The organism is Deltaproteobacteria bacterium, assembly GCA_013151235.1.
Classification (GTDB): Bacteria; CG2-30-53-67; CG2-30-53-67; order CG2-30-53-67; family CG2-30-53-67; genus JAADIO01.
This window is the reverse complement of the sequence record JAADIO010000072.1, coordinates 1-14,211: the sequence shown is the minus strand read 5'-3', so window position 1 is coordinate 14,211 and position 14,211 is coordinate 1. Positions and strand designations below refer to the sequence as shown.

The 14,211-nt window shown below is 55.4% G+C and carries 13 protein-coding genes and 1 tRNA gene; 4 read left to right on the top strand and 10 right to left on the bottom strand.

What is annotated here, in order from left to right; genetic code table 11:
• The first annotated feature begins 132 nt into the window (after positions 1-132).
• A complete protein-coding gene (locus tag GXP58_12160; protein ID NOY54347.1) occupies positions 133-651 on the top strand; it encodes a PIN domain-containing protein in 519 nt (172 codons plus the stop codon).
• A 154-nt stretch (positions 652-805) separates the two neighbouring features.
• Here the strand turns inward: GXP58_12160 and GXP58_12155 are convergent.
• The 4 genes from GXP58_12155 to GXP58_12140 all read right to left on the bottom strand — a co-directional run bounded on the left by GXP58_12155 (position 806) and on the right by GXP58_12140 (position 4,071).
• Positions 806-881, bottom strand: a tRNA-Asn gene (locus tag GXP58_12155).
• Positions 882-1,088: 207 nt separating this feature from the next.
• Positions 1,089-1,508 (bottom strand): nitrous oxide-stimulated promoter family protein, encoded by a 420-nt coding sequence (locus GXP58_12150; protein NOY54346.1) that lies wholly within the window; start codon positions 1,506-1,508, stop codon positions 1,089-1,091.
• A gap of 354 nt (positions 1,509-1,862) precedes the next feature.
• On the bottom strand, positions 1,863-3,389 hold the full coding sequence (locus GXP58_12145; protein ID NOY54345.1) for a sodium-dependent transporter: 1,527 nt from the start codon (positions 3,387-3,389) through the stop codon (positions 1,863-1,865).
• 169 nt (positions 3,390-3,558) lie between these two features.
• Complete coding sequence (locus GXP58_12140) at positions 3,559-4,071, bottom strand: peptidylprolyl isomerase (GenBank protein NOY54344.1); 513 nt, start codon at positions 4,069-4,071, stop codon at positions 3,559-3,561.
• A 143-nt stretch (positions 4,072-4,214) separates the two neighbouring features.
• On the opposite strand from GXP58_12140, the gene GXP58_12135 reads away from it, so the two are divergent.
• A complete protein-coding gene (locus GXP58_12135) occupies positions 4,215-6,128 on the top strand; it encodes a hypothetical protein (GenBank protein NOY54343.1) in 1,914 nt (637 codons plus the stop codon).
• An 85-nt stretch (positions 6,129-6,213) separates the two neighbouring features.
• On the opposite strand, the gene GXP58_12130 is transcribed toward GXP58_12135, so the two are convergent.
• From GXP58_12130 to GXP58_12115, 4 genes are all read right to left on the bottom strand, one after another.
• Positions 6,214-6,999: a DUF1641 domain-containing protein gene (locus tag GXP58_12130; protein ID NOY54342.1), complete on the bottom strand. Its 786-nt coding sequence runs from the start codon at positions 6,997-6,999 to the stop codon at positions 6,214-6,216.
• A 13-nt stretch (positions 7,000-7,012) separates the two neighbouring features.
• A complete protein-coding gene (locus GXP58_12125; GenBank protein NOY54341.1) occupies positions 7,013-8,152 on the bottom strand; it encodes an NAD(P)/FAD-dependent oxidoreductase in 1,140 nt (379 codons plus the stop codon).
• A gap of 170 nt (positions 8,153-8,322) precedes the next feature.
• Entirely contained in the window at positions 8,323-8,559 is a 237-nt protein-coding gene (locus GXP58_12120; protein NOY54340.1) for a sulfurtransferase TusA family protein, read from the bottom strand.
• Between the two features lie 26 nt (positions 8,560-8,585).
• A complete protein-coding gene (locus GXP58_12115; GenBank protein NOY54339.1) occupies positions 8,586-8,990 on the bottom strand; it encodes a hypothetical protein in 405 nt (134 codons plus the stop codon).
• Between the two features lie 651 nt (positions 8,991-9,641).
• Here GXP58_12115 and GXP58_12110 point away from each other — a divergent pair.
• Together GXP58_12110 and GXP58_12105 are read left to right on the top strand one after the other, a co-directional pair.
• Positions 9,642-10,211 (top strand): hypothetical protein, encoded by a 570-nt coding sequence (locus GXP58_12110; protein NOY54338.1) that lies wholly within the window; start codon positions 9,642-9,644, stop codon positions 10,209-10,211.
• Between the two features lie 4 nt (positions 10,212-10,215).
• Positions 10,216-13,272 (top strand): 5-oxoprolinase, encoded by a 3,057-nt coding sequence (locus GXP58_12105; protein ID NOY54337.1) that lies wholly within the window; start codon positions 10,216-10,218, stop codon positions 13,270-13,272.
• Between the two features lie 57 nt (positions 13,273-13,329).
• Here GXP58_12105 and mazF read toward each other — a convergent pair whose 3' ends face one another.
• Both mazF and GXP58_12095 read right to left on the bottom strand, forming a co-directional pair.
• Positions 13,330-13,674, bottom strand: coding sequence for an endoribonuclease MazF (gene mazF / locus GXP58_12100; protein ID NOY54336.1), 345 nt, complete (start codon positions 13,672-13,674; stop codon positions 13,330-13,332).
• Complete coding sequence (locus tag GXP58_12095; protein ID NOY54335.1) at positions 13,674-13,916, bottom strand: AbrB/MazE/SpoVT family DNA-binding domain-containing protein; 243 nt, start codon at positions 13,914-13,916, stop codon at positions 13,674-13,676. The genes mazF and GXP58_12095 overlap by 1 nt, the downstream gene beginning before the upstream one ends.
• Between the last annotated feature and the right edge of the window lie 295 nt (positions 13,917-14,211).

The following is a 14,211-nucleotide window of genomic DNA, read 5'->3' as shown; positions in this document are numbered from 1 at the left end:
GGAAGACCGTTTAAGTCGGCTGGTCATGGAAGCCGTCGAGAAGGACAAAATCTCGCTCAGCCGGGGCGCAGAGATGCTCGGCATCAGCATTGAGGAGATGCAAGACCTCCTGCAGAACTGGGAGACGGTTCTGTGACGAAGCATCCGGAGACTCACAAGGCAATGATCATGGATGCCTGCGTCCTGATCGATTTCCTCAAGGCAGACCGGTCTATTCTCCAACTTGTGGTAAAACATGTGGGACCGCTCCATGTGGCCAGTCCGGTTCTCGATGAAGTTAACGAAATCGAAGACGAACATGAGATCGTCGATCTCGGATTGGTTATTTTCGAGCCTGAAATCGAAGACGCCTACACTGCTGCCGGCCAAACCGGGCCGACATCGTTCCAGGACCGGTTATGCCTCCTTGCAGCCAAGCGATATGGTTTCTCGTGTGTGACCAACGACAAGAATTTGCGAACGCTCTGCAAAAAAGAGAAGGTGCCTCTTCTGTGGGGCTTGCAGTTGCTGGCCGAGTTGCACCGCTCCGGCGGTCTTCCGGCCGACGACGCCATCAACATCGCCGGCAAAATTCATCAGGCCAACCCCAAACATATCACTCCGAAAATCCTCACGCGATTCACCCATCTCATCAAAAAAAAGATTGATTGACCCGCGACCCTTGTGATCCCCGTGTAATATCTCCCCCTTCTATCAATGATGTACAACCACCACCTCTTCACGGCACTTCCTCTCCTGTTCTCGCCGTCTACGGAGAACACAAAAACAAAAAGTCCCCCACAAAAGGGGGGACTTTCTTGTTTTATGGCTCCCCGGGCCGGACTCGAACCAGCGACAGGGTGGTTAACAGCCACCTGCTCTACCGACTGAGCTACCGGGGATCGGTAATACTGCAAGATATTGCGCTGATTACATAATATTTATTCTGCGAACCTCATTTCCCAGCTATTTCACGACAAAATCGGTCCAAAAAGTGTACTGAAAATACAGTGACCCGGGAAAAAAGTCAAGAAAATATTGAGAAAGTCCCCACCCCCTATCCTTTTAAGAGAATGGTTCTTCTTTGGGAGATTCCGTCATTTAATTATTTAAGGACCTCCCCGGCCGTACAGGTGTTTGAAAACGAGGTCGATCCGTCCCCGCAAGAGGAGATAACGCCAGGCAAAACGCATGACTTCCCGGACCTGGTCCCGATACCGCGGGTGATAACAGTGCTCGGGGCATCTCCTGCACTCCGGTTTGGGGTTCATGGGGCATTGAATCCGTTTCACGGCACCGTGAAGAACCAGTTTTGTACAGTCGGGACAGAGGGAGACTTTCAGCAAATCACCATAGCCGGAGATCCTCCCCTTTGCGATGATGGGGGTGCGTTCCGCCCCGGCATGTTTCTTTTTGCAGTAGACCTCGGTCAGATCGGCCAGGACACGGATGTCCTTTTTGATCTTTTCCTCATCGGTTTTTGAGCGGGCAAAAAACATGATTACATCAACCCTCCGGATTCCGTTCATGGTTCGACAAGCTCACCACGAACGGTCCATTAAACTTTCCGGGCATGGTGAGCCGACCGAACCGCAAGAACGGAATATATCGAAGGGGCAGATGGGGAATTTGTGGAAGATGCTTTTTAATGTTGGCCGTGGATAAGCGGCGGCAGACACCTCACACAAACCCACAGATCCTTCCCCTCCGTCCGGCAGGGGAGCAGAACGTTCGCATCTTCATCATTTCCACAGACAAAACAGACTTTCTTCTCTTCCGACATGAAATCCTCCCGGTATGGATTCTTAAAGAAATCGCCGACTATTGTTTCCCATTGTAACAGAGATCTTCCTTCCCGGACAGTGATCCGGATCACATTCCGGTCATTCCGGTTCACCGTCGCTGCGCCCTTTTTCCAGGTTCGCCCGGGTGCGCCAGGGTTGAACGGCAAAGATGAAGGAAAGAAGGAAGGTGATGCCGACCCAGTTCCAGCCGATGGAGATGAGACTGGCCCAGCTATAGTCGCCGTAAGGCTTGGTGACTTCTTCGGTGAGCTGGTTGATCATGATGACGGTCAGGACCCCCGGCAGGAGAAACTTGATCATCCAGTTCCACCAGAGGCCAAGGCGGAGATTTGAGACCTTGTTCAGGTGCTTGCGGATCGTCTCCAGCCGGAAGATCCAGCCGACGACGATGCATTCGAGAAGTCCTACGACCACGAGTCCGTAAGCATTGAGAAAGTGATCAACGATGTCAAGCCAGAAGAGTCCTCCCTGGGTGGTGAAGATGATCCCGCCCAGAAAACCGGTGATGGAAAGCAGGGTGGCAAGAACCTTCCGGTTCATCCCGAACTTGTCCACCACGGCCGAGGTAAAGGCCTCCACAATGGAGACGGCCGAAGAAAGCCCGGCGACGACAAGACTGGTAAAGAAGACGGCGCCGAAGATCGGGCCGGCCGGTCCCATGAGAGAGATCGCCTTGGGATAGGCGACAAAGGCCAGCCCGATACTCTTGGTGACGACTTTGTCGATGGGCAAGTGTTGGCTCCGGGACATGAAACCGAGGACGGAGAAGACGCCGAATCCGGCAATCAGCGAAAAACCGCAATTCGTGAGCGCCGTAATCACGGCGCTGCCGGTAATATCGGTCTTGTAGGGGAGGTAACTGGCGTAGGCGATCATGATGCCGAAACCGAGGCTCAGGGTGAAGAAGATCTGGCCGTAGGCGTTGATCCAGACCTTCGGCTCCGCCAGCTTCGAAAAATCAGGGTGGAGGTAGGCGGCAATCCCGATGGAGGCGCCGTCGAGTCGGACCGACCAGAAAACGAGGAAGAGGGTCAAAATCAGGAGAAGAGGCATGAAGATCCGGTTCGCCAGTTCGATTCCCCGGCTGACCCCCCGCTGAATGATCACCCAGCTTATACCCCAGACGAATACCAGCGCCCACAGGATGGGGGTCTGGATGCTCCCGACTTCGGAGGGGGATTTGCTGAGATGAAGAAAGGATTTATAGAAGAAGGCGTTCGGATCGTTCCCCCAGGAGAGCTTGAAGGCGTAGAAGACATAGTCGACACACCAGGCGATAATCACGGAATAGTAGAGGACGATGCCGAACATGACGAAGATGACCGGCCACCAGCCGAGCCATTCCCAGTGTTTTCTCAGCTTGGCGAATGCCAGCGGTGCCGATCCGATCCGTTCGTGACCGATCCCGAATTCGAGGATCAACAGGGGAATACCCGCTGTGACCAGGGCAATGAGATAGGGGATGAGAAAGGCGCCGCCCCCGTTGTCGTAGGCGAGATAGGAGAAACGCCAGATGTTGCCGAGTCCGACGGCGGAACCGATGGCCGCCAGGATGAAACCGGTGCGGGAATTCCATTGACCGCGGGATTTGGGCGCAGGGGCCATTCTGCCTCCTCCGGAAATGTTACCGCCAAGGATCTTCGGGAAATGCAATACGGCGAAAAATTATCATGGAGGGCAGGGGTTTCGCAAGGAGAATTTGTTTCGGAGAGGCTCAAAAAAACGGCGCAGCTTCAAGCTGCGCCGTCATCTGAAAACAGCTTTTCCGTTCCCTTCAGCCGCAGCTACACCCACTGCCGCAACTCGATCCGTCGGATCCGCAGGAGGGATTTTTGACCGCTTCGATTTCCTCCGGTGTGCCTGCCCGAACACCCTTGATGGCAATATCGAAGATGAGGGTTTTGCCGGCAAGGGGATGGTTGAGATCGACAACCGCCGAATCCTTTTCGATCTCTTTAATGACGAAGGTCATGGGAAGCCCCTGCGGGGAGCGGGTCTGAAAACTCATCCCCACTTTCAGTTCGATCTTTTCCGGGAACTGCGTGAGGGGAATTTTCTGGAGGAGTTCCTCCTGGTAGGGTCCATATCCCTCCTCCGAGGGGACCTTGACCTGAAAAGATTCATTTTCGTTCTTTCCGATCAACTCCTTCTCCAGGCCGGGGATGATCTGGCTGTAACCGCAGAGAAATTGCAACGGCCGGTCCGGATCGGACCGGTCGATCTGTTCACCCGATTCGAGGGTCAGGGTGTATTCCATGGTGACGTGTGAATCTTTCTGAATGGCCATAATGAAATCCTCATCAGTTTATTATGAATAAAAATTTGTTATACATAACCCGTTTTCAGGTTTATTGTCAACTATATTCAAAAAGTTTTTGCTATGCTATCATAGGGGAAATTCATAACCGGCGGGAATCAACAGGGAAAACAATGGAACCGATGCATTTTGCACCGTTACTGATGATTACACTGCTGGCCTTTTTCGTTCCGATCCTGACTTCTTCGTTCCGGAAATTTCTCATTCCGGCCATGGTGGGTGAAATCCTCTGCGGGATCATCATCGGGAAGAGCGGTTTGAATCTGATCGAGGCCGGTCCGTGGTTGAGTTTTCTCTATCATTTCGGTTTTGCCTACCTGATGTTTCTGTCGGGATTAGAGATCGATGTCGAATGGATGCGGCCCCGAAAGAAAGGACCGGACCATCGCTGGAGTCCCCGGTACTGTTTTACCGTTCCCCTCTACCAGAGCCTGGCCATTTTCGTGCTGCGATTGTTGATCGCCACGGCCCTGTCCTTTCTCCTCTATCGGGCCGGCCTGATTCGGCAAATCTGGCTCATGACCCTGATTCTCTCGACCACGTCCGTTGGGGTCGTCCTGCTGGTCCTCAAAGAGCAGGGATACCTGGAGAAGGATTTCGGGCAGGTGATCCTCTCCTGTTCCATCATCGCCGATCTGATCACGGTGATCTTGCTGACCCTCGGGTTCATCTTCTATACCACGGGTTGGGATCCGAAGCTCCTCCTGGTGGGATTCCTCTTCCTTGCCGTGCTTGCTGCGGACAAGATCAACCACTATTTGCAGAACAAGACGGCCGTCCGGCGGATCTTTATTGATCTGGCCCACGCCACCTCGCAGATCCGGGTACGGGGGGTCTTCGCCCTGATGCTGATCTTTGTCGTTCTGGCCCAGAGTCTGGGGGCGGAGGTGATCCTCGGCTCGTTCCTCGCCGGGGCGCTGGTCTCGAAAATTTCACGGGGGGAGATCCCGAACCTGCAGTTGAAACTTGACGCCATCGGCTACGGATTTTTCATCCCCATCTTCTTTATTATGGTCGGAGTCAATTTCGATCTCGGGGCGCTCACCGCCTCCACGGCCGGGCCGCTTCTGGTCGGGGTCCTGATCCTCATGGCCTACGGCGTCAATTTTCTCTCCGCCTTGATCCTTAAGGTCCGCTTCTCCTGGAAGGAGACCCTTGCCGGTGGGGCGCTCCTCTCCTCCCGGCTGAGTCTGATCGTCGCGGCGGCGGCCATCGGCCTTGAAATGGGGGCGATCTCTCCGGCGTTGAACTCCGCCATTGTGATCATGGCCCTTGTCACCTGTGTCGCCTCCCCGCTGATCTTCCATGCATTGATGAAACGGGAGGTCCGTCCCGCCCGTTATATCCAGATTGTCGGAGCGGGCCGCGTCGGTCTGGACCTCGCCCGCCGCCTGCAGGAGCGGGGACTGCCCGTCTTTCTCCTGGAAAAGGATCTCCGCCTCTTTCAGGAGGCGCAGCGGCTGGGAATCAAGGTCTTGCTGGGCGATGGGACCGATCCCGACTTCCTGGCCCTGACCGGTATCTATCCCGAAGATGTACTGATTCTTACGGCCCGGGAGGATACCGTGAATCTCCGGATTGCACGGCTTGCCCGGGATCTCTTCGAGGTGGAGCGGATCATTGCACGGATCTCCGATGAGGATTTTGCCGGGGAATATAAGGAAATGGAGATCCGGACCGTCGATTTTGCCCGCCAGGGGACCCTGGCCATAGAGAATCTGATCCTCCGGCCCAACGTATTTGATGTGCTGCTTCAGGAGGAGTCGGCCAACGAAATCGAGGAAGTCGCCCTGCAAAACGCCGCCCTCAGCGGCAAGGCTTTGAACCAGATCCGTCTTCCGGGGAACAGTCTGATCCTCTTTATCAAACGGGCGAACGGGACCATCATCCCCCACGGGAAAACCCGTCTTTATCTCGATGATATCATCGCACTCTACGGAGATCTTGAATCGGTCCTTCTGGCACGGAATCTTTTCACCGGGACGGAAGAGGAGAACTCTTTCCCCTCCGGGTGGTCCTGTTCGTAAACCCCGGGCGCACACAAAAAAAGCCCCGGGCATCTCTGCCCGGGACCGGGGGGAACAGAATTGCAAGGGATCCACCGGCAAAACATCACAGCCTGGGGCCGGTCTCCGAGATCAGGCTCTTGTGGAAGTTCTTGGCAAAGTCCATAACAAAGAGCAGACTTTTTTGTACCATGGGATCCCGCGCCGCTTTCCAGAGTGCCAGCATCCCCGCTTTTTCGGGTTTCTGCTTCATCTCGTTCATGGTCTCCTGCGCGCTTTCCACCGCTGCGCCGATCAGATCCTGAATCTGGGGGTTCGTAAGGCGGCTGACCATGTTTTCGAACATGGTCAGCATCCGTTCGACGATGCTGTCGGTAAAAGCATGTGTGGTCGATCCGAGAAACGTTGCCATCTGGGCCAGAATCTCAAGACTGCCGCTGTTGATCAGTTCCTCGATGGCCGGCATGGCCCGCATCAAGTCCGCCTTGGCCATCTCATCCATCAGCGCCATCATTGTTTCCATGTTGGCAGCCATTCGCGTAATAACGCTCTCTCCCATGGAGTTCTTGGCGGCGCTGGCGAAAAGGGCCATCTCTTTGAGATCGTTGAGCGAACCGCTTTGATGCAGCTCGGTCAGGGTGCGAACCGACTCCTGCACGGCCTGGAACACTTCGGGCTTCGCCACCTGGTCGGCCAGGGCTGCCAAGGGTTCCATCATGGCGGCCATCCGCTCAATCATGGGGTCGGTCTGCGAATCCCGATAGGCCCGGACCATCTCGGCAACCTCTGCAAGACTGCTCGCCTGATTCATACGCGCATCGGCGGCAGCGGCATTCCCGAGATCCGCCGAAGGTGCATCCACCACCTGCATCCCTCCATTCTTCTTGGACATTTCATTCCTCCCTTTAGAGTATGCCCCGTGCACTCAGCCAGTAGAGGCGATTGTAGGCCAGCTTGAACCAGTGAATCATCTGGGACGGCTCCCCTGGATTCGGCGGCGTGTTATAGTTGAACCAGACATAAGTTCCCTTGTCCATGCCGGTTTCCACGAAGCAGAAGACCTTCCCGTCGTATCTGCGGCCCGGACATCCTTCTTTGATCAGGCAGATCAGGGATTCCGCTGCGGTGTCCGCTTCGAAGTGGGTGGTGGAACCGGCCTTGCTGATGGGGATATTGGTCGTGTCTCCCACGACGAAGACATTTTCCTTCCCTTTCATGGTCAGGGTATGTTTGTCCGTGGGAATCCAGCCGTCGGCTCCGAGGCCGGAGTCTTCAATCAGCGGGGCGCCCTTGTGGGGGGGGATGGCAATCAGAAGGTCATAGTCGATGACGGACCCCTCTTCGCTGTGAAGCTGCTTCTTCTCCGGGTCTACTTTCTCAATATTGAAAAAGGTCTCATACTGAATTCCCCTTCGCTCGAAGGCCTTGACCGCCCAGTGTGCCACCGGCTCCAGTGCATGAACGCGGGCGATGGGGTAGGTGTAAAAGAGTTCGTATTTTCCTTTGAGATGGCTGTTGGAGAAAAGGTCGTCGATCATGAAGGTAACTTCCAGCGGGGCCACGGGACATTTGTGGGGAACGCCCACGGCGATGACGATCCGGCCTCCCTCGAATTCCTTTAGCGCTTTCCGGAGCTTCTTGGCTCCTTGAAGGTCGTAGAACCAATGCGCCCCCTCTTTGAGGCCGGGGATCTCCTCGGGGACGATCCTGGAACCGGTCGCAATGACCAGATAATCGTAGGGGAAGGATCGGCCGCTTTTTGCCGTGACCGTCTGCCCCTCGATATCGATCTTTACAGCGGGATCGACGTAGAGGTTGACCAGTGAGTCGAGAATACTCCGCTGATCCCGAATGATTTCATCGTCCTGCATCCGTCCGAAGGCAACATACATAAAACCCGGCTGGTAGACATGTTTGTCCGAAGCGCTGAGCATGTTGACCGTTACGTCACCGCGACGCATCTCGGTTCGCAGCCCCTGTGCAAGGAGGTTGGCGACAATGGTCCCGCCGGTCCCTCCCCCAATGATTACAATCCGCTTTCCCATTCTGAAGATTCCTCCATAAATTATTTTGTTGCTGCAGACATTCCGCCCACGCAGACCTGATCGCCGGACGGAAGAGCAGACCGAATACGACATTCGGTCCCCGACCGCGCCGGGCAATGTTCCGGAACAGGCAATGACAACGAAATGATGATCGATATAATCCGGCCGGCCTATTTGGCTTTCTTCACCAGAATACTCCAGAACCCTTCCTTCTCTTCGGTGCGGAGATACTCGTGTCCCACCTTGTGGATCCACTCCGGAATATCCTTTGCCGACCCCTGGTCCGAAGAGAGGATTTCAATCACCGAACCGACCGGTTCCCTTTTCATGGTCCGGATCAGTTCCATCAGCGGCCCCGGACAGTAAGAATCCCGTGCATCCACGCTTGTGTTAATTGCAGCATCCATGATTTTACCTCCTGTTTGGCAACGTACTACAGATTAATAATATTGTATCCATCGGCATCGACGAGAAACTTCGTCATCCCGGCGATCTCGTCGAAAATATCCTCTTCCAGATCCTCTTTCGTCATCTCCAAGACCTCCATGGCCATGGGGCAGGCATAGATCTTCGCATCGCCGAACTCCCTGGCCTGCTTGAAAAGATCAAGATAGGGCGGAACCTTTTTCTCCCTCAGGACCTTTGAAAAATCGGATCCCGTGAATCGTTCATCGTCCGTGATCCCCTTCCTGAATTTTCGGACGGCCCCCATTGAAACGAAGATGAGTACCTCGATACTCGATACGGCAGCCACCGAAGCGATCATTCCGGCAAGCTGTATCTTGGCGTAGTCCTCCGATGAGAGGATGATTGCAATCTTTCTGTCTTGTTCACTCATAAAATCTCCTCGCGACAATACCGGTTTACACTGACCCCATTCACATCAACGGACCATTGAAACAGCAAACAACATGCCAAGGGATCATCGATCTTGTTGATTTTTATAAATATTTTTTTGTTTATCATATTGATAAAGTACAGCCGGACCAAACTGAAGCCCGGATATTCGGGAGAACATCCCGAAGAATTTAATTGTGGATTAAATCGATAGGAAAAGAAATGGACGCTTCGTTCCCGTTTTCTTGACAAAATCAATAAACAAAATCGCCGGCATGTCCCGCGCATCCGTCAGGAGGCCTGCATGATACAATCGTGCAGACACGGAATCAGGAAGCCCTCTTGATCACGGCCTTCCAACACCGGAAAACATCTCATATCTTATTGATTTAAAAGACAATAGTTGCATGAAGCGCCCGGCATGCCGGATCTCGACGGGAATGGACCAATGGTCTATGTAATAATTTACCCATATCGTGCAAATTGCACTGTCGTATCTTCCATCTGTGACTGTTTTCTTCCCGAAAATGCGGCACGGAGCGGAGAAAATGTTTCCGGCTTGTCGTCGCGCCGGGAAATGGTTAGAATGCAGGCTGCCGATCACCGGACCGGAAAACGCGGAACATGCCCACAGAAAGAACGGAGAGATAAAATGACTTCGAAATGGAGATTCGCCGTCGATCAGGGGGGGACCTTTACAGATGTGATCGGGCGCGATCCTTCGGGAAAACTCCATGTAACAAAGCTCCTCTCTTCGTCACCGGACTATCCCTCGGCATCGATTGAGGGAATCCGCCGTCTTCTCGGTCTTCCACCGGAAGTCGTTCTCCCGGCCGACCGGATTGAAGGGATCCGTTTCGGGACAACCGTGGCCACGAACGCCCTTTTAGAACACAAGGGGGGACGGGTGGCGCTTTTGATCACGGCGGGATTCGCCGACCTGCTGGAGATCGGGAACCAGAGCCGCCCTTCGATCTTCGAACTCTGCATACGGAAACCGTCGGTCCTTTACGATCTTGTTCTGGAGGTTCGTGAGCGAATCAATGCCGCGGGGGAGGTGGAGGAGCCCCTCCGGCGGGAGTGTCTCGGCACGATCCTGGAGCGCCTGGAGCAAGAGCGGATCGATGCCGTGGCCGTGGTCTGCCTCCATGCCTGGAAAAACCCGGTCCACGAAGAGGAGATCGGCAAAGTCCGGATTTTCGAATATCTATCTCTCCCATGAGACCATGAACAGGATCAAGATCGTCGGCCGGGGACGGAGTACGGTCGTCGATGCCTATCTCAGTCCGGTGATCGATCGGCACCTGCAGGAGATCCGGAAGGCGACGGGAACGATCCCGATCGAATTCATGGTCAGCGCAGGGGGGCTGGTGAGCCCGGATCACTTCCATGGGAGGAACGCCCTTTTTTCGGGACCGGCAGGCGGGGTCATCGCCGTGGCCGAGGCCGCACGGCAGGCGGGTGCGGCCGGTGTCATCGGTTTCGATATGGGAGGAACCTCCACCGATATCTGCCGTTTTGACGGGGAGTTCGAAAAGTGCTTTGAACGGGAGGTCGGCGGCGTTGAACTTTCCACGGAGATGCTCAACATTGTGTCTGTCGCCTCCGGCGGGGGGTCCGTCCTCTGGTTTGATGGACAAAAGATACGGGTCGGCCCGGAATCGGCAGGCGCCGATCCCGGACCCGCCTGTTACGGTTTCGGCGGTCCCCTCACCGTAACGGACGCCAACCTTGTAACGGGGAGGATCATAGCGGACGCCTTTCCGAAGACCTTCGGCGCCGACCGGAAGTCGGGACTGGATGTCACGGCCTCTCTTCGATCCTTTGAAGAGATGACGGAGCGAATCAATACCACCCTGGATCGAAATCTTTCGGTCCGGGAGACCGCCCTCGGGTTTCTCCGGATTGCAGACGAAAAGATGGCCCTGGCAATCCGTGAGATCTCCGTTTCCCGCGGGGTGGACGTCCGGAACGATGCCCTCGTCTGCTTCGGCGGGGCGGGAGGGCAGCATGCCTGCCGTGTGGCCGATCTCCTCGAAATCAACCGGGTGGTTTTTCATCCCCTGAGCAGTCTCATGTCCGCCTACGGCATCGGTCTGGCCCGACCTACGGTGCAGGCGGAGGCCACCCTTCTTGAACCCTTTGGTCCGAAAGGATACGAGGCGCTGGAAGAGCGCTACCGGGTGTTGGAACGGAACCTTTCCGGCAAACCGGCCGGGAAAACGGCCTATTCGATCCATCGATGGATCGACCTGCGGCAGCGCGGCACGGAAAATTTCATCCCCGTCCCCTTCGGCGGATATGAAAAGACGGTTACCGAATTTTGTACGCGGTATGAAAAAATCTTCGGATTCGTCCCTGCCGAAGGTTCCCTGGAGGTGGTCCATCTCCGCGTGGAAGGAGAAGAAGAAGAGGAATTCTTTCCCCCCGGTCCCGTGCATCCGGCGGACAGGAAACACCGGGCGGAGGCGGTCTCCTTTCAGACCTTCCATGACGAGAAAGGAACGATCAAAGCTCCCGTCTATCTACGAAAAGACCTTCCCGCGGGGACCCGGATCGAAGGACCCGCCTTTGTCGTCGATCCCCATACGACCTTTCTGGTGGAGACGGGCTTTGAGGCAACGGTCCTGTCCGACGGAGTTGTCCTCGCCGACAGGGTGTCCCGGTGCAGGATCCCGGCCTCGGTGACGAGCAGAGGTCCCGACCCGGTCCTTCTCGAGGTCTTCAACAATCTCTTCATGTCGGTGGCCGGCGAGATGGGTCATACCCTGCGGAATACGGCACATTCCGTCAATATCAAGGAACGTCTCGATTTTTCCTGTGCCGTTTTTGACGCATCGGGCGGTCTGGTCGCCAACGCCCCCCACATCCCCGTTCATCTCGGTTCGATGGGAGATACCGTCAAGGCCGTCCTCGCCGACCGGAAAGGAAGGATGCAACCGGGAGATCTCTATCTGACGAACAACCCCTATAAGGGAGGCTCCCATCTTCCCGATACGACGGTGATCTGCCCCGTCTTCTCCCGGGAGGGGGAGATCCGGTTTTTCACAGCCGCCCGCGGGCACCATGCCGACATCGGCGGGGCCGCTCCAGGCTCCATGCCGGTCAAGGCCCGGGACCTGAGCGACGAAGGAGTCCTGATTGATGACTTTCTGCTGGTCCGAAAAGGGCACTTCCGGGAGGCCGAACTGACCCGTCTTCTGTCCGACGCCCCCCGTCCCGTCCGGAACGTGGAAGAGCGGATCTTCGATCTCCAGGCACAGATCGCCGCCTGCCACAAGGGGGTCGGCGAACTTCAGCGGATGATCCGTCGCTATGGATGGAAGACGGTGCGCCGGTATATGGATTATATACAGGACAATGCCGAATTCTCCGTGCAGCAGGCCCTGCTGAAATTCCTCCTGAAAAAGGATCCCTTCATTGCTTCCTTCGAAGATCGTCTCGACGACGGGACCCCCCTTCGGGTCAGGATCGAGATCCGGGGCGGTGAGCGTCCCCCCTCCACAGTGACGGCGATCATTGACTTTGCGGGAACCGGCGCCCGGCACCGTGAAGATAACCTCAATACCCCCCTCTCGGTCACCCGTTCCGCCGTCCTCTACGTTGTCCGCACCCTCACCTGCGGCGACATCCCCCTGAACAGCGGCTGCCTCCGGCCGATCACTCTCCGTGTACCGGAAGGATCGATCCTCAATCCTCCCTTCCCCGCACCCGTGGCCACGGGGAATGTGGAAACCTCCCAGCGGGTCGTTGATCTCCTCCTCGGGGCCCTCGGGGTAGCCGGCGCCTCCCAGGGGACAATGAACAATCTCCTTTTCGAGGTGGAGGGGGAGTCTCCATACTATGAAACCGTTGCGGGAGGATCGGGTGCTCTCGACGGCTGTCCCGGCGCCTCCGGGGTCCAGGTCCATATGACCAATACCCGGATCACCGACCCGGAAATTCTTGAAGTCCGGCACCCCGGTGTCCGGCTTCGTCGATTTACGCTTCGGAAAGGCTCCGGAGGAGACGGGAAGTTCCCCGGAGGCAACGGGGTCATCCGGAAGATCGGCTTTCAAAAACCGGCCACCCTCTCGATCCTTTCGGAACGGCGGAAGATCCCTCCCTACGGCATGGCCGGGGGAGGAAGCGGGCAGCGGGGAGTGAACCGGCTCTGCCGGGCCGACGGAACGATTGAAGAGCTGCCCCATCGCGTGGCCCTCCATCTTGAGGCCGGAGATTCGATTCTCCTGAAGACACCCGGAGGGGGAGGATTCGGTAAAACGGACGAACAGCAGGGATAACCTGTAAAGTGTCAGGTCTGCTTATAAGATTTGTATAGCGTTTGAAGGGAAAGAAAATCAGTAGGATAACAACGTATGGAGTTTGGCCAGGACTTTATGAATCACTCCGGCCGTGGTCTTCGCTTCTTTCCTGGCTTTTCGTACTTTCCAGTCCAGGCTTTTCACTTGATCAGCAAGGACCACACCCTTGATTCTTGCACCCGCTTTGATTTCCACTTCAAAAGGATATCCCTTGATCCGGCTTGTGATGGGGCAGCACAACATCAACCCCACGCGCTCATTATAGGTCACGGGTGAAAGTACCAAAGCAGGTCGGTAGCCGGCCTGTTCATGCCCGGATTGAGGGTTGAATTGAAGCCATACAATATCTCCACGATCCGGTACATACGGTGTCGGCGTCATCAAAAGATCTCTCGTCCCAAGGGTTCTCCAAAGTCAATTTCGCCATGGATATTCTCATCGGTAATCTTCTTGAGAAGGTCTTTGAGTTGATATTCTTTTTTCTTGATGGGTATCAATATGATCTTTCCGTTCTCAATATCGATATCGAGCATATCTTCATCACGGATACCTGCTTTTTCTGCAATGCCCTTGGGCACCCGGACGGACAGGCTGTTTCCCCATTTTTGTGCCTTGGTTTTCATGGCGGCCCTCCTTTTTGTTGCTACATTGTAGATACTATTGGAGTCGTCTGAGAAAGTCAAGATATTCATGTGGTTTGGAGGTGTAAGGTGTCAGGCCTTTTCAACAAAGGAGAGCAAGATTAAAGATCTGGTACCTTGAGCGTTATCGCGGCCATGGCGGCCACGCAAAGGAATATAATGGTCGCTGTCCCTATTTTATCCTTCAAGCCAGTGTCGGCAAAAGGATGCTGCCTTCGCCTATCTTGAAGAGGCTCGGCCAGTGGAGCTTGTCTTTTACGAGGCTACATCTACGTTC

Coding starts and splice junctions, on each gene's coding strand:
- GXP58_12150 (NOY54346.1), bottom strand. CDS start 1,508: ATGAACGGAATCCGGAGGGTTGATGTAATCATGTTTTTTGCCCGCTCA.
- GXP58_12145 (NOY54345.1), bottom strand. CDS start 3,389: ATGGCCCCTGCGCCCAAATCCCGCGGTCAATGGAATTCCCGCACCGGT.
- GXP58_12140 (NOY54344.1), bottom strand. CDS start 4,071: ATGGCCATTCAGAAAGATTCACACGTCACCATGGAATACACCCTGACC.
- GXP58_12135 (NOY54343.1), top strand. CDS start 4,215: ATGGAACCGATGCATTTTGCACCGTTACTGATGATTACACTGCTGGCC.
- GXP58_12130 (NOY54342.1), bottom strand. CDS start 6,999: ATGTCCAAGAAGAATGGAGGGATGCAGGTGGTGGATGCACCTTCGGCG.
- GXP58_12125 (NOY54341.1), bottom strand. CDS start 8,152: ATGGGAAAGCGGATTGTAATCATTGGGGGAGGGACCGGCGGGACCATT.
- GXP58_12120 (NOY54340.1), bottom strand. CDS start 8,559: ATGGATGCTGCAATTAACACAAGCGTGGATGCACGGGATTCTTACTGT.
- GXP58_12115 (NOY54339.1), bottom strand. CDS start 8,990: ATGAGTGAACAAGACAGAAAGATTGCAATCATCCTCTCATCGGAGGAC.
- GXP58_12110 (NOY54338.1), top strand. CDS start 9,642: ATGACTTCGAAATGGAGATTCGCCGTCGATCAGGGGGGGACCTTTACA.
- GXP58_12105 (NOY54337.1), top strand. CDS start 10,216: ATGAACAGGATCAAGATCGTCGGCCGGGGACGGAGTACGGTCGTCGAT.
- mazF (NOY54336.1), bottom strand. CDS start 13,674: ATGACGCCGACACCGTATGTACCGGATCGTGGAGATATTGTATGGCTT.
- GXP58_12095 (NOY54335.1), bottom strand. CDS start 13,916: ATGAAAACCAAGGCACAAAAATGGGGAAACAGCCTGTCCGTCCGGGTG.